Genomic DNA, 17,995 nt, shown 5'->3' on the forward strand with positions numbered 1-17,995 from the left:
CGATAGAGTTATCAGGAAACAGGCCATCTTGCTTTGAATCATAGTGTGAAAGAACACTGACCGGGGCGACATCTGGAGAGATTCGTAGGGGATGTGGCTGTGGCCAGATATTTTCAATTTTTAGGGAGATTTTATGACTCGAATGATGTTGCCGCTCCGTGCCCTTGGTGTAATGGGGGCGATCGCCACCCTTGCTGGAAGTGCATGCTTTTCCTCAGCGGCCCTAGCTCAAACTCCTATTCTGGAGCGGGAGGGAAGTCTCCGCTCTCTCCAGGGCGAGCATGTTTACAACGGCACAGCGGGGCAACGAGTTGCTATTAGCCTCACCAGCACCGAGTTTGACGGGGCGTTGACCTTGCTGTCTCCTAACGGCACAGAACTGGCCACCAACGAAGACTACGCCCGCAGCCAAAACCCCACCATTATCATCACCTTGCCCAGCACGGGAGCTTACAAAATTTTAGCCCGTTCTTCCTACGGTCAAGCGGGTAGCTACACGGTGAATGTGCGTCCCGCTACGGCTTACGATGAGGCGTATGCACGCGGGGTTAACCTTGTTCAGTCTGGTAATTTCTTGGGGGCGATCGATGCTTTTCGTGAAGCTACCCAGGCAGATCCCAACCAGCCAGTTGCCTATTTAGATATGGCCGATGCGCTCTACACGGAAGCCACCCGACTCCGCCCAGAGGAAGCCCGCAACATTGTCGCCAACTACAACCGTGCTGCTGATCTCTATGCTCAGCAAGGTAATACAGAAATGGCTCAAATGCTACGGGAACAAGCTTCCTACCTGGAACAATCGGCCGCTGGTGGGCTCTAAATTCGCTTAAATTTCCTTATGGAAAGCGGGCGGTGCTCAGCACTGCCCGCTTTCCATAAGGGGATTAAACAGCTATGCCGTTAATTGACCACTTGTGCTCCGTGGCTGCGAGGATCATCCTGAACCGGGTTGCGGTTGGACGCTGCCTCCAGCTGGGAAACCTGTCCCTGGCGGGGTACGAAGGGTAAGTCGCTACCGGCTGCCAGAGCATCTAAATTAGCCGCCAGAATGGGGCGTGGTTGCTCCCCGATAATGCTGGCGATCGCTCCCCCATCCGGCTTCAAAAATACAAAATGAGGAATGCCATCCACCCGATACCGCATCAGCTCTGGCAGCCACTTGTCATTGTCTACATTGAGCATGACGAAATTGATGCGTTCGCCATACTCCTGCTTCAAGGCTTCCATGTCGGGAGCCATAGCCTGGCAGCTGGTACACCAGTTGGCATAGAACTCCATCAAGGTTGGTTTGCCATTACTCAGGGCCATATCAAGAGGGGTGGATGCCTCTGCTTGAGCGGTCAAGGAAGAGGAGCCCGACTCAGTTTGAAGGCCTAGAAAAATAGCGGCGCTCAGGGCGATCGCCACCAGGGCAATTAAGAAGTTACGCACCCGCCCGGCCATTGAGGTCGTGGTGGGTTCAGCAGAGGAAGGATTTGGGGAATTCAGGGTCATATGCGTCGCAAAGATGCGCCTAAAATTTAGGTAGATTCATCAAGCTGGGCCACACGGCCCCTCTTTCCCAGTCTAGCGGAACTCACCCCCAAGGCTTTCCTGTGAAAAAACGCGTCACTCTCACGTTTCCTAAACGCTCTGTGCACATGCCCGTCACTTACCGGCTGGCAAAGGATTTTAATGTAGCAGCCAATATTATTCGGGCCCAGGTTGCTCCCAACCAGGTGGGTACCCTGGTGGTTGAGCTGTCGGGTGATATTGATCAGTTGGACGCGGCCTTGGAGTGGTTGCGATCGCAGGATATCGGCATTTCTACAGCCAGCCGTGAAATCTTAATTGCAGAAGACGTCTGCGTTCACTGTGGGCTTTGTACGGGAGTCTGTCCAACAGAAGCTCTGAGCCTGGACCCCACAACCTTTAAGCTGATGTTTACGCGATCGCGATGCATTGTCTGTGAACAGTGCATCCCTACCTGCCCAGTTGATGCCATTTCTACCAACTTGTAACGAGAAACTATGGCTTCCTCTCGCCCCTCTCCAGTGCGTTCTCTCCTGACCTCAATGGTTCTTTTGATGTCAGCCTATAGCGTCTTGAGCTGGTTTTTATACCGAATTACGGCACCCCGATTTGTGTGGATTCTCGTAGCCGTATTCGCGCTGTTTCAGGCCTTGTTGCTGACGACATTCTCTCGCGGATTTCGCACCTTCTTAAAGAATTGGCTGGAGTCTGACCTGGGATATTTTTCGGTTGTCATGGTTGCGGCTTTCTCCGTGACATTGGCGTTGATGTGGTACCACGTCTTTGAGTACTTTGTACTTGTAGCCGCCGCCGAAGTCCTGGCCCGGCTTGACCTTCAGAATGCTGGCTTAAACCAGTGGCAGGCGTTGCTATTCATGACTCTTACCTCGGCACTGGGACTGGCTGTAGGATGGTCAGCTCGCCAGGCTATCGAGGAAGCTATCCTTCACCTGGGTTGGTTTGCATAAAAATCGCAGCCCCCGGAGGAGCTGCGCGGCGCATAAGGAGTGATGTTTAAAGCTTAGGGCGATCGCCCTTTCTTCCACTCCGGGTTACGTTTTTTGATACACCAACTGCTCATGAGTTCGAGCAAGTGAATAAGCTGAAGTGCCATTTCGGAGTGCCGCACGTTGCGCGGCACTCAAAAACGCCCGTAATCCGAATTCGGGTTACGCATTTATGTTGTAGTTAAGGTGCTCCGCGCCTCAACTACAACATAAATGCGTAAATCCTGTTGAGTAAAACACAGGAAAGGGGTATATGGACGTTTGAGAAAGCGTCACATCTATCGGGATGACGGGAGATAGATATTTCACACTGAAATCGGTGTTTAACTGTCCGTGTCCCGCCGTCGCAGGCAGCGGGACACTTTTTGCATTTAATGCACATACATATTAGACATCCTGCGTGAATCGTTGCGCGGCTGCGCGGCGCAACGATTCACGCTCTCACAAATCGATTCATGCAGGAGGTCTATTGAAAGAGGTTGATTTTTCGTCTTTAGAAGACTCAAAACGTCAACCTCTTTAACTGTTTTTTATCGACTGCGGGTTGTAAAGATCGTTGTGAACATCATCAGAAATCCACACAGAAGGATGGCGATCGCCACTCCGCCCAGAATTAAGTTTGAGGTTTCAGTCGGTTCCATTGGCGTACTCGGTGGGAAATAAACAGCACCAGTGAACGGAGGAAGGCTTCTAGACTCTGGGGACGGGCGATCGCCCATCCATTCACGGTGATACAAAACAGCCCTAACCCCATCAAGATGAAGGTCGGAGCCATCACTACCCCAATCACATACCAGGTCATGACATGCAGCAGCATCAAGAGGGCATAGGTGCTAGCGGCCAGAGTAATCCAATGGCGGCTGCTGGCAGGACGATGAAGCCCCGTAAAAAGGAGGGTTTGAAAAGTCGCGAGCAAATTTGCTGGCACCAGAACCGCACAGATCGCTACACAATGCTGCCGGGAAAAATCGAACAAGCTGGCAAAATCAATCATGTGAAAAGGGATTTGGGAACTACGCCTTAAGGCTTATCACTTCCCCCCATAATAGAATGCGATTTCTTTATCTTTGAGGGGTGCGAACCCCGCATTCTGTAACATTTGATTGAGCTCATCTTGAGCAATGTGCTTGGCCCCAATGCGGACAATGCGTGAGCGCATTGTATTGCTCACCCCGCTGCGTTGCCGTCCGGCCTCCAGACCCATAACTTTGTTATATAAGTTCAACTTTTCGGCAGGGATGGGGGTGCCATCAAAATCGATTCCCTGGGCGATCGCTGTATCCACCGCATCCGCACCCACCAAATCATTTGCATTCGTTACATCAGACATGCCCGCGATACCAACCTGATCAATCAAAAGTACGCCCCTCATTATATTGTGCGATCGCTCCCAACCTTCTCTCGTCGGGATCAAGCCAGCAATTCTCATTTTGAAATCAGGCCCGAAAACCGCGCGCCTTTGGCGCGCGGTTTTCGGGCATCAAAGCCAAGAGTTCACGCCCGTAGGGCGTGAACTCTTGGCTTTGATGCCCATACTGAGAATTGCTGGGATCAAGCCGAATTGAAGTGAATTGCCCTGGAAGGCAGTTTGCAAAAGGCTCTGTATGTTCTCTCAAGCAATTCACAGTTTCTTGGGTATATAAGGGGGAGGAGGGCGATCGCCCTCCTCCCCCTTATTTGCTCCTAATACTCAGCACTATGAGCTTGCCTATGTTGAGATAGGCGTACTCGGTGATTTAACCTGCACCTCTATACCCGCTGGGGAGATTGAATTTGTGATTAAACCTTCTACCCCATAAGGCATAAATTTTTTGGTCATATTGTATTAGTGAACTCAGCCCCCAATCAGACCAGGCAGGTTGCCATGCATCTCAAGCTGTATTTTCATTGTCTGGAGCTGTCGCTTAATTTTTCCTCTATCCAGCGTGTCCTAAGTTTCGGACCAGGAGCGCTGGAAGAATTACGGAGAGCCCTTTCGCCTCACTCTTGGCCAGAGAGAGGACGTGTATGAAGCCTCGCCTCCTTTCCTCAACGTCACTTTCACTACATAACGGTGACAATATTACGGATTGTAAAGGTGATCCCCGGAAGCTCTTGACCAAAATCGCGGTCAGGCATAAAGAAAATCTTTGGGTAGACGAGTTTATCGAGAAAAGTTGTCTACTCTGATAAAGACAACCCTGAGGATTGCAGCCGCGCCATTGGCCAGGGTTGACCTGGATAAGCAGGGATTGTTTGTCATCCTAGACAGAATGCTCTCAGCCCCGGTGTTGTTCAGAATTGCTCAGCCATAGACACACAGGCAGGTCTTATGACATACAGTTTTGGTCTGATTGGTTTGGCCGTGATGGGCGAAAACCTGGCCCTCAACATTGAACGCAATGGTTTTCCCATCGCTGTCTATAACCGGACGGCAAGTGTTACCGAAAAGTTTGCCGCGACCCGTGCACAGGGTAAAAACGTTAAAGCCGCTTATTCCCTTGAAGAATTTGTCCAGTCGTTGGAACGTCCCCGAAAAATTCTGGTGATGGTGAAAGCGGGTGGTCCCGTTGATGCGGTGATTGACCAGCTCAAACCGATGCTGGACGAAGGTGACATGATCATCGATGGAGGCAACTCCCTCTATACAGACACCGAACGACGAGTGCAACAGTTGGAATCCACTGGCCTGCGCTTTATGGGCATGGGGGTTAGTGGTGGTGAGACCGGTGCGTTGAATGGCCCCAGTCTGATGCCCGGTGGCACAGCTGCGGCTTATGAAGCGGTTGAACCCATTGTCACCAAGATTGCGGCCCAGGTCGACGATGGCCCTTGCGTCACCTACATCGGCCCTGGTGGCTCTGGTCACTACGTCAAAATGGTGCACAACGGCATTGAGTATGGCGACATGCAGTTGATTGCTGAAGCGTACGATCTGCTGAAAAACGTCGGTGGGCTCTCAGCCGCCCAACTTCATGATGTCTTCTCCGAGTGGAACACCACCGATGAGTTGGACTCTTACCTGATTGAAATTACCGCTGATATTTTCCGCAAGTACGATCCTCAGACTGGGGCTCCCCTGGTGGATATGATCGTAGACGCTGCCGGTCAGAAGGGTACCGGACGATGGACGGTAGAAACAGCTTTGGATTTAGGGGTTGGAATTCCTACCATCATTGCAGCGGTGAATGGCCGCATCATGTCTTCTATCAAGGAAGAGCGGGTGATGGCATCGAAGCAGCTCACCGGGCCATCGGGCCGGTTGGACAGTGACATCCAGACCTTTGTGGACCAGGTACGGGATGCCCTCTATTGTTCGAAGATCTGCTCTTACGCCCAGGGAATGGCGCTGCTCAGTCGGGCTTCCAAAGAGTTCAACTACAACCTCAACCTGAGCGAAATTTCTCGCATCTGGAAAGGGGGTTGTATTATCCGAGCTCGCTTCTTGAACAAGATTAAGGATGCGTTCCAGCAAGACCCGAATCTACCCAACCTGCTGCTGGCTCCCGAGTTTAAACAGACCATTCTGGATCGGCAAGGAGCATGGCGCGAGGTTATTACCTACGCGGCCCGTTACGGTATCCCCGTTCCCGCCTTTAGTGCGTCATTGGATTACTTCGACAGCTACCGTCGTGCAGTTCTACCGCAAAACCTGACCCAGGCGCAGCGCGATTACTTCGGGGCTCACACCTATGAGCGTGTGGATCAGCCTCGAGGCCAGTTCTTCCACACGGATTGGGATGCCCCTGAGGTGCCCACTCCTCCCGAGCCCTCCAGAGTTTAGTTGAAGCTCTAGCTGGGGATTATGTCGTGAAAAGCGCCCGGTGCTCTAGGCATCGGGCGCTTCTGCATGTTTGGAAACAACGGTTCGAAAACAATAGACCTCCTGCATGAATTATTGCCCTCAAGAACCGATTTATGTAGGAGGTGTAATGGCTCGAAACCAACGGTTACTGCCAGAGACTCAGAGGAATCAGCCGCTCCAACTCAAGGTTAGAAGCCACATGGGCTAACTTGTTGAGGTTGGTAGTGTCTTCTAGATGCGGAATGGTTCCCAAAATGGGTACCCCGCTGAGTTTCTGAATTAACCGGATGGGGGCCCATTGCTCTGCTTCTTCGGGGCTACAGGGTTCAACGCAATTGAGCACAATGCCCTTCAGGTGAATGCGACATTCACGAGCCAGGGCTGCATGGGCGATCGCCTGTCCAATACACCCCACTCGCACCGGCACCACTAACACCGTGGGTAAGCGCCAATCCCAGGCCAAGTCAGCAACGGTACTATCGTCCGTCAGGGGGGAGCCCAATCCACCGAAGGCTTCGATCAGCACCCAATCCTTTTGACTGGCTAAGTTCTCAAACGTATTCCAAATCAGAGCCAGATCTACGCGTTGCCCGACCTGATGGGCAGCCAGCGGTGGGGCAATGGGGGCATCAAAGTATGCAGGGCTAATTTCCTGAAGGGTTTGAGGTAGGGAAAAGAGCCGTTGATAGAGGTCGCGATCGCCTCCACCTGCCTGCACTGGCTTAAAAATGCCGAGCGATCGCCCAGCATAGTAACTCTGCCAGTAAGCAGCGAGAGCGGATGTCAAAACGGTCTTGCCGACCTGGCAATCGGTTCCTGCGATCAACAGCGCGTTCAAGTCAAAGCTCCTGGATTAAAACGACATCCTCTAACCTTATTGAACCTCAACCCGCAGCGCGAAGTTAACAACTTGGTTGCCAGACACATCAATTTGATAATAGCCACGGGTTGCTGCTTCAACCTGCCCACTGCTACCGCTCACCTGCCCGGTAGACTGCCCGGCTGGTTCTCGCAGGTTAATCGATACGTCGCCTTGAAGCACATCCACTTTCAGGACCTGCCCAGGAGAGAGGGCTACTAAGTAGCGTTGGATGCGATCGCTCTGCACCTGCCCTGTCACCTCCGTGCTACTACCCGGGCTCACGCTAATCGTTTCCTGACTAACATCCGGGTCGGGAGAAGGACTGGGATCGTCGGGCTCATCGGGTTCATCCGGTTCATCAGGGGGTGGGTTGGGAATCGTGGCTTCACGCCGCAGGTTCAGGGCATAATCTACGCGATCGGCATTCCCCGTTGGCCTTAGTTGAAGAATGTAGTCCCCGGCTTCATTGACCGTGTCCTGCCACCGGGTTACATCTACCGTGGGGCCATCTAAAGGATCCTGGTTGGCATCCAGCACACTCATCACCATGTTGTCTGCCTCCAGAAGAGCTGCGAGGGAGTCCCCTGCATCCAGAGAAACGATGTAGTTGATCGCCTGGTTGGCTCGTAAGGTGCCCCGTAGGGTTGAACGGGAATCCGCTTCCAGATTAACCCGTTGGTCAAATACCACAGGCTCGTCGTCTGGGGAGGGGCTATCCGTTGGGCTGGGAGAGGGGGTCGCAGAAGCGGTGGGAATGACTGTGGGAGTCGCTGTCACGGTGGGTGTAGGGTCTGGCCTGGAAGCCTGCAAATTCATCAATGCACTGACCACAGCCCAGGAGGCAATGCCTGTAATGAGGGCCAGCCCTAACCCCATCCCAATCACCGATAGGGGGTTGTCCCACATACTCCGTTGTGTTTGGACCCCTGGCACTTGAGCCGTTTGTGGATAAGCCGCGCGACGGGAGCGGGATGCGTTTGGGTCCATGCCCGTTGGGGACGGAACAGCCCGACGGCCTACGGCCACTGTCTGCATGTGCGATAGATCAGGAGCTTGGGCGGCTGGGTTGGGTAGGGGAGGCAGGGTGTGCTGGGGCACGGCTGCCGGATAAGTGGCTGGGGCCGTAGGAGGCGCTGCGGTCTGCCCTATAGGAGAAGCGCCAATGTCTTGTAAAGCTTTGGCCACTTCGGCAACGGATTGATAGCGATCGCCCGGCCGATAGCTCAGCATTTTATTCAGAATCCCCGCAAAGTTGGGGTTGACCTGGACGTAGCGCTGCCAGTGCCAGGTCAAACTGATGTCATCGTAGAGATCCTGGGGCTCATGCCCGGTCATTAAGACCACAACGGTCACGGCTAAAGCATACAGGTCGCTGTTGGGGTAAGCCCGCCCAGTCTGCATTTGCTCGCTGGGGGCATAACCCAGCTTGCCAACGGTAGTGACGTTAGACTGCCCGGTGCTGCCCTGGAGTTGAATTTGAGTGGCGATCGCCTTCACCACCCCAAAGTCAATCAACACCGGCTGATAATCAGATTGCCGCAGAATAATATTGTCCGGCGCAATATCGCGATGGATAATGCCTCGAGCATGAATGTGAGCCAGTACAGGCAAGAGTTGCCGCAGCAGTTGCAACCCTTCCGATTCGGAGAAGGCCATGCCCTGTGATTGCCGCTCGTTCAACAATTCTCGGTAGGTTTTTCCGGCCACATAGTCCTGCACGATAAACAGGCGCTGGTTTTCCTCAAAGGTGGCGCGAAACTGAGGAATCTGGGGATGGGAAATTTGGTAAAGAATTTCGGCTTCTCGGCGAAACAGCTCCCGAGACTTCGCCATCGCGCTATCCCCCGTCTGGAGAGGAATAAATTCTTTAATGGCACATCGCTCATTGAAGCGGCCTAAGTCCTCCCCAAGATAGGTACGGCCAAACCCGCCCTGCCCCAAAATGCCTAGAAGGCGATAACGATTTTGAAGAGTTACTCCAGCCGACAGGGAAGGTTGCATAAGGCCCATCCGAAAACACTGCTCGCCACTAAACCTCAGTAACTACAGCACCCCATCCCACCGTTACGGACGTTTGATGTTGATTTCTGCCGTTGTACCTGAACGCTTAGAAGACAATAGTCCACAGTTTAGCGCCTTGAAGCGGCCCCTGGGACACCGTCAGAGCCAGTCAAGATTTTGGCTAACAGCCTCCATTTACTCTCCTCAAAGCTCCCGCCATGAAGTTGCGTTGACTGGATTGGAGTCAGCTGGCACAGCTCTAATGCGCCCTATAGGGATTAACGAAAATGGCCCGTACCCCCAAAAGAAGCACAGGCAAAAATCTTTGAAACGTCCTTGGAAAACAGTCTTTCACCGATGCCAGGGGATGACGGTTTTAGACACAAACCTGTCCTACTCCCAACAAAAGCGATTGGATGCTGGTTGGCTTTACCCTTTCGAAGAGAGTTGCTCAACCTCACCCAGTGGTTTAGCCGAAACGGCCGCTCACATAATCCTTCGTGGCCTGCTGTGCCGGGTGGTTAAAGATTGTTTCGGTAGGAGCATACTCGACCAGGTAGCCTTGCTTGCCACCCTTATCATTCTGCTGAGCGTTAAAGAAGGCCGTCATATCGGATACCCGTGCGGCCTGCTGCATGTTGTGGGTCACGATGATGATGGTGTAGTTGGTCTTCAACTCCTGCATCAAGTCTTCAATTTGCAGGGTGGAGATCGGGTCGAGGGCCGAGCAGGGTTCGTCCATCAGAAGAACTTCGGGTTCGATGGCGATCGCCCGCGCAATACACAAGCGCTGCTGTTGACCACCCGACAAAGACAGACCACTGGCCTTCAGCTTATCCTTCACTTCGTCCCACAGAGCAGCTCCCCGCAGAGCCCGCTCTACCAAGTCGTCCATGTTGCCCTTGTAGCCATTAATGCGGGCACCAAAGGCAATATTTTCGTAGATCGACTTAGGGAAGGGGTTTGACTTCTGAAACACCATTCCAACCCGGCGACGCAACTCTGTTGCATCCACTCTCGAGTCATAAATGTTGGTACCCCGGAACGAGATCTTGCCCTCGACTCGAGCACCGGGAATCAAATCGTTGAGGCGGTTAAAGCAGCGAAGTACCGTACTTTTGCCACAGCCCGAGGGGCCAATGAACGCCGTAATTTTTCGTTCGGGAACCTCTAAGAATACGTCCTTGACTGCCAGGACCGGGCCATAGTAGTAATTTGCCCGCTCAACACGAAATGTCAGATCCGTACCAATCATAGTATTTGACTGCATGAGGGATAACCCTTGGTCAGGTGAAACTTGATAAACCATAAACTGTCGTATTGTATTCGTCGGCCACTAACGCTCTTTCTGGAAGCGATTCCGCAGGTAGATCGCAGTGGCATTCATTAACAACAGCACTACTAGCAAAACAATACTGCCAGCAGCAGCGTTTGCATGGAAAGCCTCTTGGGGTCGAGAGGTCCAGTTAAAGATTTGAATGGGAAGAGCAGAGAAGGACGAAAAAGGCCCATTGGGTAAGAATGCTACAAAGGTTTGTGCACCTATCACAATGAGGGGAGCGGTCTCACCGATGGCTCGAGACAGAGCCAGAATCGTTCCTGTCAAAATTCCGGGGAAAGCCAGGGGGAGGATATGATGCCAAACGGTTTGCCAGCGAGTAGAACCCAGGGCCATGCCTGCCAACCGTAACCCATCTGGCACTGCCTTCAAGGCTTCCCGTGTCGCCACAATAATAACTGGAAGAATCAACAGAGCGAGGGTTAAACCAGCAGCCAGAAGACTACGACCGTTAGTGATAGGGCGCAACGCCTGAACAAAGACTGTAAGACCCAGCAATCCATAAATGATAGACGGAACTGCTGCCAGGTTGCTAATGTTGATTTCCACCATGCGGGTGAACCAGTTATCTTTAGCAAACTCTTGCAGGTAAATTCCAGTCCCAACACCAATGGGAAACGCAAAGGCTGCTGTAATTAGCAATAACCAGACCGTACCTGCCAGTGCCGAGGCAACTCCAGCGCGTTCAGCTCGGCGGGAAGGGAAACTCGTCAGAAAGTCTAGGTTGAGACGAGGTAGTGCATCAATGCAGGTATCAATGATTAGAATAGCCAGCACAATCAACCCAATTGACGTCGCTATCCACGTCAGGGCCCTGAAAATAGCATCAAGGCGGTAGCGCTGCTTCAGATTAGAGTCAAACAGACTATCGTTGGCCGCAGAACCACCTGAGGAAAAGGATTTAGGATTCGTAGTTGCCATTATTCGTATTTCTCCTGGTACTTCCGCACAAACCAGAAGCTAAATGTGTTCAGGGCCAGGGTAATTACAAATAACGTCATACCCACGGCGAAAAGCGTGTCATACTTCAGCGAACCAACGGGAATGTCGCCCCCGGAGACCTGCACAATAAAGGAGGTCATAGTCTGGATCGCAACCCGTGGATCGAGCGTCAAGGTTGGGTTTTGGCCCGCAGCTAGGGCCACAATCATGGTTTCCCCAACAGCGCGGGCAACTGCCAGCACAACTGAGGCGACAATACCGGAGAGTGCAGCTCGTAGCACAACTCCTGTGATGACCTCTCGCTTTGTCGCTCCTACTGCGTAGGCTGCCTGGCGCAAGCTTCCAGGGACGGCATAGATTGCGTCTTCACTTAAGGAGGCAATTGTGGGTAGCAACGCAACACCGAGAACCAACCCTGCACTGAGGCCGTTAAAGGTCTGAAGACCAGGTACCAGGCTTTTCAGAATAGGGGTAACAAACAGCAATGCAAAATAGCCAAAAACGACAGTTGGCACCCCTGCCAGAATTTCCAGAGCGGGCTTCAGCCAAGCACGCACTTTTCGGGGGGCATATTCACTTAAACAAATAGCTGCCAGCAAACCCAGGGGCACTGCCACCAGGAGCGCGATGAAAGAGGTCAGAAAGGTCGCGCTAATGAGCACAAAAATCCCGTACTTGGGATTGGTGAATAACGGTGTCCATTGGGTGTCTGTCAAAAAGTTCCACAGAGGCACCTGTCTAAAAAATTTGATCGTTTCGGTAATCAGGGAAAGAACAATCCCCAGGGTGGTGAGAACCGAAATGAGGGCAAACGACCCAAAGACGAGCTTAACCAATCCTTCTTCTCGTTTGCTCTTGGCCCGATTGGGTTGCCATAGCTCGGAATTTTGCCGAGCAGGTGGCAGGGCACTCTCTGTCATGGATAAATCCTCGACTTGCTCTCTAGCCGTCTCATAGATTTAGAAAATTCAATGCACTGGTTCTGGAAAGGTCAGACTTGCAAAAAGCAAATCTGACCCAACTACGGTCTGCACAGAGAACCTAAAGCAGACCTAGACATTATTGCAATTGCTGGTTACTGGCTAACCAGACCCTTCGCTTCCGTGTATTGCTCATCGGAAAGGGGTACGTATCCAGTTTCGCTCACAAATTGCTTATTAGCAGGATCTGTGATGAAGTCAACAAATGCTTTAAATTCTGGTTTTGCCAGAGCTGCCTTGTTCACATAAACAAACAGTGGACGAGACAGGGGCTTGTACGTGCCATTCAGTACGTCTTCTTCGTTAGGTGCAACGCAACCTTCTCCACCATCGATCTCAACTGCCTTCAGCTTATCCTGATTCTCAGCATAATAGGCATAGCCGAAGTAGCCCAATGCATTCTTGTCGCCTTCAACGCCCTGTACCAGAACGTTGTCGTCTTCACTAGCGGTATAGTCACCCCGGCTGTCTCCCTCTTCACCATTGACCGTATCGGTGAAGTAGTCAAAGGTACCGGAGTCGGTGCCTGGGCCATACAAAGCTAGAGGTGCATCGGGGAAGCTAGAGCGAACCTGGTTCCAGTTGCTAACTTTACCCTGAGCATCAGGACCCCAGATTGTGGCCAATTCTTCAATGGTGAGGCAGCTTGCCCAGTCATTCTCGGGGTTGACCACAACAGTCAGAGCGTCAGTAGCAACGGGAATTTCAACGAATTCAACACCAGCCGCTGCGCACTTTTCTTTTTCTTCGTCTTTGATGCCGCGCGACGCGTTAGAGATCTGAGTTTCGTTGTTGCAGAATTTCTCAAAGCCGCCACCCGTACCAGAGGTCCCTACCGTAACCTGAACACCGGGATTCTTCGCCATGAATTCTTCCGCCATGGCTTCAGTAATGGGGAAGACGGTGCTGGAACCATCGGCCAGAATACTTCCGCTGAGGTTACCCGCAGCAGGAGATTCTGCCGTTGCACCCGCTTCTGGTGACTCAGCCGTTGTACTGGTACCACTGCCACAGGCAGCCAGAGAGAGCGTAACAGCCGTCAACACAGCCAGTGAAGCCGTGCGCTTAGAAAAAAGATTGAATGCCATAGTTCTGGTGGATCCTAATCGTTCGAATAGCCAAACGTTGGCATTGTAATGTCCGGACGTAAAGGTCAGGTTAAGTTATGCAGGATACATTTTTAAGCTTTGCAGGACATATGCATTTTTGTTGGATGTAGTGTGTTTGACCCATCACACCAATCAAAATCACCTGATATGGCAGACTTACGTAACCTGAGTTCGGGTTAAGGGCGTTTTCGAGTGCCGCGCGACGCACGGCACTCGAAAACGCTCATTTTGGCGTGCGCTTTGCGCACGCCAAAATAAGCACTTCAGCTTATCCCGAACCGAGGTTATTCAGGGCGGATTCATATAAAAACGGTATTAACCTGAGTTCGGGTTAAGGGTGTTTTCGAGTGCCGCGCGTTGCGCGGCACTCGAAAACGCTCATTTTGGCGTGCGCTTTGCGCACGCCAAAATGAGCACTTCAGCTTATCCCGAACTGAAGTGTATTAATAGCCTGTTGATTCCCCAGGAAGAGGGGAAGACGATCGCCCCTGATAAGCCAGATATACGGCCTCCAGAAAATCATCGGATGTCAGTTCAGGCGGTATGGTTTCTAACTGAATTAGGGTTTTAATCTGGTGAGCCAGTTTCATACTGAGTTCACCACGAGAGCGTTTGGTAAGGGTTGGACGGCGTCGCAAATACTCCCGAATAACTGCAAAATCATCCGGCTGTAACTGCTCTAATTGGGTGAGTTCGGGCAGTTTCACGGCTAAAGTTTGGGCTGTTTCAGAACAGTGCAAGTCGTTTTTAAGAATGGGCCGATTTTCTTGAACGACGAGCGTGCCTGCAACGCGATCGCCAATCCGTTTCTCCTGTTTGCCAATCACAATCAGCAGTGCCCCCAGAAAAAACAGATCATCAATGGGCCGCAGCAAGGTGCGCAAGATTGCCTGGGAAAGGCCAACTGGACGGCCATCATCTCGAATGACCCGGATTTTTGCAAACCGCTTACCCGGAGTTTGCCCCTGCCAGCTGACCTCGAAAAAGACAAAGTAGCCCGTGTAGAGGGCAAAGGTTACTAGCAAATAAATGGCCAACAGCCACAGGGGTACTGAGCTGTAGTCTGTCTGTAGTTGCGACAGGTAGTCCATTAGCTGTAGTGAGACTGTAAACCACAGCAGGGTGACCAGAACCCATGCCAGAGCGAGAACATGATAGTCAATCAGCAGAGCCAGAGCGCGATTGCCAATCCCGGCTAAGGCGAACTCCAGTTCAACGCTTTCGGGGGTAGCCAGGGTAAAACGGTTGAAGTACTTCATAAGGCTCAGGCAGGGGGGAGGCGATCGCCCCAGTCACGTAATTCGAGATCGAGCCCTTCCCGCCGGCTTCGCAAGTCGTAGTAGATAACGGCTTTGATTGCCTGCCATAAAGGCAGCAGAAAAATACTCGATATCGACCCCAGAATGAATCCGATCAGAGAGGTGATCGCGGCAAAACTTGCAGAATCTTCCGGCATCAGCAGAGCTGTTGCCTCCTGCACCAGACCTACAAGGAGCTGTACCACCACTTGAAGCGGAAACGTAATGAGAAGCGTTACGAACAGAATCAGCATTAACCGCCAAAAATTGCTTCCAGTTAATTCCCAGCTCCGACTAATTCCTTCAGTAACTTTGATACCCGGTTCCATTGCCAGCGGTAAATCAGCGATGGAAAGCCTTACTCCTAGAAATAGCCAGGCTAGAAGAACGATCAAAACAACGCCAAAAAAGATGAGGACCGTTAGCACGATGAGGGTTGGATTCACCAGGGCGGCAGAGGCCGGGTTACGCAGGAAATCGGCCCCACCCATAGCCGCAAAAATAACGGAAGTGCAAATGAGGGCGATAATGCCCATCACGGCAAACGTGCCAAGCAAGATCAGGTTAATCAAAACCCCTAACTGTAAAAAGCTCCAGCGGCGGGATCGGGTATAGCGCCGGGCTTGTTTAGAATCTTCAGCCTGGTTAATCAACTCGGTAAACGCGAGGCGAGCGATCGCCGCTGAGTCTGCCAAGGAGTAGGACAGAGAGATGAACAGGAGTACAAGCCAGGCAGGTATCAGCAAACCCAGAAAGCTGTAGTACTGCTGCACCGTTGTGTAGAACAGCACAATGGGCACCAGCGTAACCCAGGGAATCACCGTCCAACCCGTGGCGATCGCCGCCACCCTCAAGTATGGCTTCAGGTTAGAGCTATAGAGCCGAATTCCCGTGTTCACGACGTTCCCCACGGTCATGGGTTGTAGAGGACTGTGGGTATCCGAAGTGGAATCCATAAATATCTGGTACCAAAAAGGATGCAAATCTGAGGCTATCCTAGTCTACGGGAGGAGCAGTCTTCCAGCCTTTCGTCACAAAACATGAATATACGAGTCACTTGCTCCTATGAACATTCAGCGGTGGGTAGCCCGGCGAGAACCCAATTGGAAGCAATTGGCAGAACTACTCAACCGGGCTGAAAAACGGGGTTTGAACACGCTCTCTGCTTCAGATATCCAGCGTCTTGCCAGCCTTTATCGCTCGGTATCGGCTGACCTCGCTCGGGCTCGCACCCACCGTGTCGGCAACCTGATCGTGCAAGATCTTCAGAGCTTGACCACCCGTAGTTACAACCAGGTCTATCAGGGGTCACGCAAACAGGAGTGGCAGGCCGTGCTGGACTTTTACCGCTGGGGTTTGCCTGAGGTGGTGCAAGCGTCGGCGGGGTACATTGCGGTGGCGATCGCCCTCTTTCTGATTGGGGCATTGGTCGCCTGGTGGTTTGCCTGGACTGATCCAGCCTTTCTGCCTCTGGTGGTGCCGGCCAATATTATTAGCCAGGTTCGCGACGAGCAGCAGTTATGGATGGGCTCAATTGTTGGTGTTGAGCCTTTCGCCTCCAGCAGCATCATGATTAACAATATTCGTGTTTGCTTCTCGGCGATCGCCGGGGGCATCGTCGCAGGGCTTGGCACGACCTACATCATGCTGCTGAATGGAGCCCTGTTGGGGGCGATCGGTACGCTTGTTGCCCAGGGTAATCTGGCATTTCCCTTCTGGGCCTTTGTGTTTCCCCATGGTTCCCTGGAGTTGCCTGCCATTTTTATGGCTGGGGGAAGTGGCTTACTTCTGGGACGAGCGCTGTTGTTTCCGGGCCGCTACCGCCGTATGGATGCCCTGAAGATCTACGGGCAGCAGGCCGCTCGTCTTGTCTATGGGGTTGTGCCCATGCTGGTGATTGCAGGGTTGATTGAAGGTTTTTTCTCCCCTAACCCGGCTATTCCTGACGCGGCAAAATATTTAGTGGGGATTGGTTTGTTAATTGGGTTGGTGGTTTATTTAGGCCAACGACGTCCTTAGCATCTACCCGAGCTTGGAAGAGCTTTTTAAGGGGCGCTTTACGCGCCCCTTAAAAAGCCTTTAACCCGAATTGAGGTTAACATCTGGTCGTAAAGAAGAGGGGAGGCGCGCAGCACCTCCCCTCTTTAGATTTGAGCAATCAGCCCTTGCTTAGAGCAGTGGACTAATGCGGGTGCGATAAGCCTGGTTATCCAATCCTCCGCCGCTGTCTGCGGTGCCAGCAGGAATCATACGCTGTAGTCGCTCGACGCGATCGCCCGCGCCGGGGTGGGTACTGAGGATCGAGGGAAGCGATCTTTGACCCCGTAGTTTTTCCATAAAGTCCACCATGCCTCGGGGAGCATAGCCCGCTCGGGTCATAGTCGCCAGGCCCCGCTCATCGGCTTCGTATTCTGCTTCGCGGCTATTGGGTCGGTTCACAGCCAGTTCGATCCCAAGGGCCACAGCCGTGCTTCGATCCAAACCGGCAGCGGAGGCAACTCCCGCCTGTATGGCCCGTTCTCGCATGTTTTCGACTACATGACGGGAAGCAATGTGGCCAATTTCATGGCCTAGAACCCCAGCAACTTGAGCCTCGTTGTCTGCAGCTCGGAGAAGCCCGGTAGTGACATAGACGTAACCGCCCATTGTGGCGAATGCATTAATTTGTCTGTCTTCTACCACCTTGAACGTATAGGGAATATCGGGGCGATCGCTAACGGGTACCAACCGCTGCCCAATCTCGTTAACGTAGTCATTCACCTGAGAGTTGCGGTAAGGCCGAAACTGCTGACTCATCAACTGATCGTCCATCTGCCGTCCCAATGCAACTTCTTGGCGGCTCGATAAGTTGGAAAGTTGAATGACTTGAATTCCCCGAAAAATCAAATCCAATAACCGCCCCTGGGCGTGGGAGGGGGTTGGGGTCATGACAATGACGCTAACTGCCATCAAGGCAGAGACCATCCCATACAACCAGCGGCGGCGAATGAAGCGGGATACGCCCGTGAGTAGAAGAGACATGGCTAATTCGAGTGAGGGTAATGAGAGCGTAAACAAACAATTAAATCAGCTTTTTCGATCCGGAAGGATGGGTGAAACCTCCGGGAACTATTGAGGATCCTGACGCAAGTTTTCCCAAATAGGTTGCCGAAACTAATGTC

At 52.4% G+C, this 17,995-nt stretch carries 17 protein-coding genes; 5 read left to right on the plus strand and 12 right to left on the minus strand.

Annotation, left to right across the window (positions count from 1 at the left end; all coding sequences use genetic code 11):
• Positions 1–133: 133 nt before the first annotated feature.
• The gene (locus NDI52_RS01145) at positions 134–820 is read left to right on the plus strand and encodes a pre-peptidase C-terminal domain-containing protein (protein ID WP_190775565.1); all 687 of its coding nucleotides are present in this window, start codon (positions 134–136) and stop codon (positions 818–820) included.
• An 80-nt stretch (positions 821–900) separates the two neighbouring features.
• On the opposite strand, the gene NDI52_RS01150 is transcribed toward NDI52_RS01145, so the two are convergent.
• Entirely contained in the window at positions 901–1,494 is a 594-nt protein-coding gene (locus tag NDI52_RS01150) for a thioredoxin domain-containing protein (protein WP_190775564.1), read from the minus strand.
• Between the two features lie 101 nt (positions 1,495–1,595).
• On the opposite strand from NDI52_RS01150, the gene NDI52_RS01155 reads away from it, so the two are divergent.
• On the plus strand, positions 1,596–2,000 hold the full coding sequence (locus NDI52_RS01155; RefSeq protein ID WP_190775563.1) for an NIL domain-containing protein: 405 nt from the start codon (positions 1,596–1,598) through the stop codon (positions 1,998–2,000).
• Positions 2,001–2,009: 9 nt separating this feature from the next.
• Positions 2,010–2,480 (plus strand): hypothetical protein, encoded by a 471-nt coding sequence (locus NDI52_RS01160; RefSeq protein WP_190775562.1) that lies wholly within the window; start codon positions 2,010–2,012, stop codon positions 2,478–2,480.
• Between the two features lie 652 nt (positions 2,481–3,132).
• Here NDI52_RS01160 and NDI52_RS01165 read toward each other — a convergent pair.
• Both NDI52_RS01165 and NDI52_RS01170 read right to left on the minus strand, forming a co-directional pair.
• Positions 3,133–3,513 carry a hypothetical protein gene (locus NDI52_RS01165; protein WP_190775561.1) on the minus strand — a complete coding sequence of 127 codons (381 nt, stop codon included), beginning with the start codon at positions 3,511–3,513 and terminating at the stop codon, positions 3,133–3,135.
• 36 nt (positions 3,514–3,549) lie between these two features.
• Positions 3,550–3,849, minus strand: a complete 300-nt coding sequence (locus tag NDI52_RS01170; protein ID WP_190775613.1) for a DUF4090 family protein — start codon at positions 3,847–3,849, stop codon at positions 3,550–3,552.
• A 981-nt stretch (positions 3,850–4,830) separates the two neighbouring features.
• On the opposite strand from NDI52_RS01170, the gene gnd reads away from it, so the two are divergent.
• Positions 4,831–6,282 carry a decarboxylating NADP(+)-dependent phosphogluconate dehydrogenase gene (gene gnd, locus NDI52_RS01175; RefSeq protein ID WP_190772780.1) on the plus strand — a complete coding sequence of 484 codons (1,452 nt, stop codon included), beginning with the start codon at positions 4,831–4,833 and terminating at the stop codon, positions 6,280–6,282.
• A 166-nt stretch (positions 6,283–6,448) separates the two neighbouring features.
• Here the strand turns inward: gnd and bioD are convergent, their stop codons facing one another.
• From bioD to NDI52_RS01215, 8 genes are all read right to left on the minus strand, one after another.
• Complete coding sequence (gene bioD / locus NDI52_RS01180) at positions 6,449–7,141, minus strand: dethiobiotin synthase (RefSeq protein ID WP_190772779.1); 693 nt, start codon at positions 7,139–7,141, stop codon at positions 6,449–6,451.
• Between the two features lie 36 nt (positions 7,142–7,177).
• Positions 7,178–9,166, minus strand: a complete 1,989-nt coding sequence (locus NDI52_RS01185; protein WP_190772778.1) for a serine/threonine-protein kinase — start codon at positions 9,164–9,166, stop codon at positions 7,178–7,180.
• 469 nt (positions 9,167–9,635) lie between these two features.
• Positions 9,636–10,436 (minus strand): phosphate ABC transporter ATP-binding protein PstB, encoded by an 801-nt coding sequence (pstB, locus tag NDI52_RS01190; RefSeq protein WP_242036023.1) that lies wholly within the window; start codon positions 10,434–10,436, stop codon positions 9,636–9,638.
• A gap of 66 nt (positions 10,437–10,502) precedes the next feature.
• Positions 10,503–11,426: a phosphate ABC transporter permease PstA gene (gene pstA / locus NDI52_RS01195; protein ID WP_190772777.1), complete on the minus strand. Its 924-nt coding sequence runs from the start codon at positions 11,424–11,426 to the stop codon at positions 10,503–10,505.
• Positions 11,426–12,367, minus strand: coding sequence for a phosphate ABC transporter permease subunit PstC (pstC, locus tag NDI52_RS01200; RefSeq protein ID WP_190772776.1), 942 nt, complete (start codon positions 12,365–12,367; stop codon positions 11,426–11,428). Before pstC ends, pstA begins: the two co-directional genes overlap by 1 nt.
• Positions 12,368–12,522: 155 nt before the next feature.
• Positions 12,523–13,515 (minus strand): phosphate ABC transporter substrate-binding protein PstS family protein, encoded by a 993-nt coding sequence (locus tag NDI52_RS01205; RefSeq protein ID WP_348256311.1) that lies wholly within the window; start codon positions 13,513–13,515, stop codon positions 12,523–12,525.
• A gap of 464 nt (positions 13,516–13,979) precedes the next feature.
• Entirely contained in the window at positions 13,980–14,795 is an 816-nt protein-coding gene (locus NDI52_RS01210) for an RDD family protein (protein ID WP_190772774.1), read from the minus strand.
• A gap of 5 nt (positions 14,796–14,800) precedes the next feature.
• On the minus strand, positions 14,801–15,790 hold the full coding sequence (locus tag NDI52_RS01215; protein WP_190772773.1) for a glycerophosphoryl diester phosphodiesterase membrane domain-containing protein: 990 nt from the start codon (positions 15,788–15,790) through the stop codon (positions 14,801–14,803).
• Between the two features lie 109 nt (positions 15,791–15,899).
• Between NDI52_RS01215 and NDI52_RS01220 the strand changes: the two genes are divergently transcribed.
• On the plus strand, positions 15,900–16,853 hold the full coding sequence (locus NDI52_RS01220; protein WP_190772772.1) for a stage II sporulation protein M: 954 nt from the start codon (positions 15,900–15,902) through the stop codon (positions 16,851–16,853).
• 150 nt (positions 16,854–17,003) lie between these two features.
• On the opposite strand, the gene NDI52_RS01225 is transcribed toward NDI52_RS01220, so the two are convergent.
• Positions 17,004–17,855 (minus strand): M48 family metallopeptidase, encoded by an 852-nt coding sequence (locus tag NDI52_RS01225; RefSeq protein WP_190772771.1) that lies wholly within the window; start codon positions 17,853–17,855, stop codon positions 17,004–17,006.
• Between the last annotated feature and the right edge of the window lie 140 nt (positions 17,856–17,995).

Source organism: Leptolyngbya sp. PL-A3, assembly GCF_039962325.1.
Lineage (GTDB): Bacteria > Cyanobacteriota > Cyanobacteriia > Elainellales > Elainellaceae > Vacuolonema.

Excerpts from the sequence above, each read along its gene's own strand:
- NDI52_RS01145 (WP_190775565.1), top strand. The coding sequence starts at position 134 with ATGACTCGAATGATGTTGCCGCTCCGTGCCCTTGGTGTAATGGGGGCG.
- NDI52_RS01150 (WP_190775564.1), bottom strand. The coding sequence starts at position 1,494 with ATGACCCTGAATTCCCCAAATCCTTCCTCTGCTGAACCCACCACGACC.
- NDI52_RS01160 (WP_190775562.1), top strand. The coding sequence starts at position 2,010 with ATGGCTTCCTCTCGCCCCTCTCCAGTGCGTTCTCTCCTGACCTCAATG.
- NDI52_RS01165 (WP_190775561.1), bottom strand. The coding sequence starts at position 3,513 with ATGATTGATTTTGCCAGCTTGTTCGATTTTTCCCGGCAGCATTGTGTA.
- NDI52_RS01170 (WP_190775613.1), bottom strand. The coding sequence starts at position 3,849 with ATGTCTGATGTAACGAATGCAAATGATTTGGTGGGTGCGGATGCGGTG.
- gnd (WP_190772780.1), top strand. The coding sequence starts at position 4,831 with ATGACATACAGTTTTGGTCTGATTGGTTTGGCCGTGATGGGCGAAAAC.
- NDI52_RS01185 (WP_190772778.1), bottom strand. The coding sequence starts at position 9,166 with ATGCAACCTTCCCTGTCGGCTGGAGTAACTCTTCAAAATCGTTATCGC.
- pstB (WP_242036023.1), bottom strand. The coding sequence starts at position 10,436 with ATGCAGTCAAATACTATGATTGGTACGGATCTGACATTTCGTGTTGAG.
- pstA (WP_190772777.1), bottom strand. The coding sequence starts at position 11,426 with ATGGCAACTACGAATCCTAAATCCTTTTCCTCAGGTGGTTCTGCGGCC.
- pstC (WP_190772776.1), bottom strand. The coding sequence starts at position 12,367 with ATGACAGAGAGTGCCCTGCCACCTGCTCGGCAAAATTCCGAGCTATGG.
- NDI52_RS01205 (WP_348256311.1), bottom strand. The coding sequence starts at position 13,515 with ATGGCATTCAATCTTTTTTCTAAGCGCACGGCTTCACTGGCTGTGTTG.
- NDI52_RS01210 (WP_190772774.1), bottom strand. The coding sequence starts at position 14,795 with ATGAAGTACTTCAACCGTTTTACCCTGGCTACCCCCGAAAGCGTTGAA.
- NDI52_RS01215 (WP_190772773.1), bottom strand. The coding sequence starts at position 15,790 with ATGGATTCCACTTCGGATACCCACAGTCCTCTACAACCCATGACCGTG.
- NDI52_RS01220 (WP_190772772.1), top strand. The coding sequence starts at position 15,900 with ATGAACATTCAGCGGTGGGTAGCCCGGCGAGAACCCAATTGGAAGCAA.
- NDI52_RS01225 (WP_190772771.1), bottom strand. The coding sequence starts at position 17,855 with ATGTCTCTTCTACTCACGGGCGTATCCCGCTTCATTCGCCGCCGCTGG.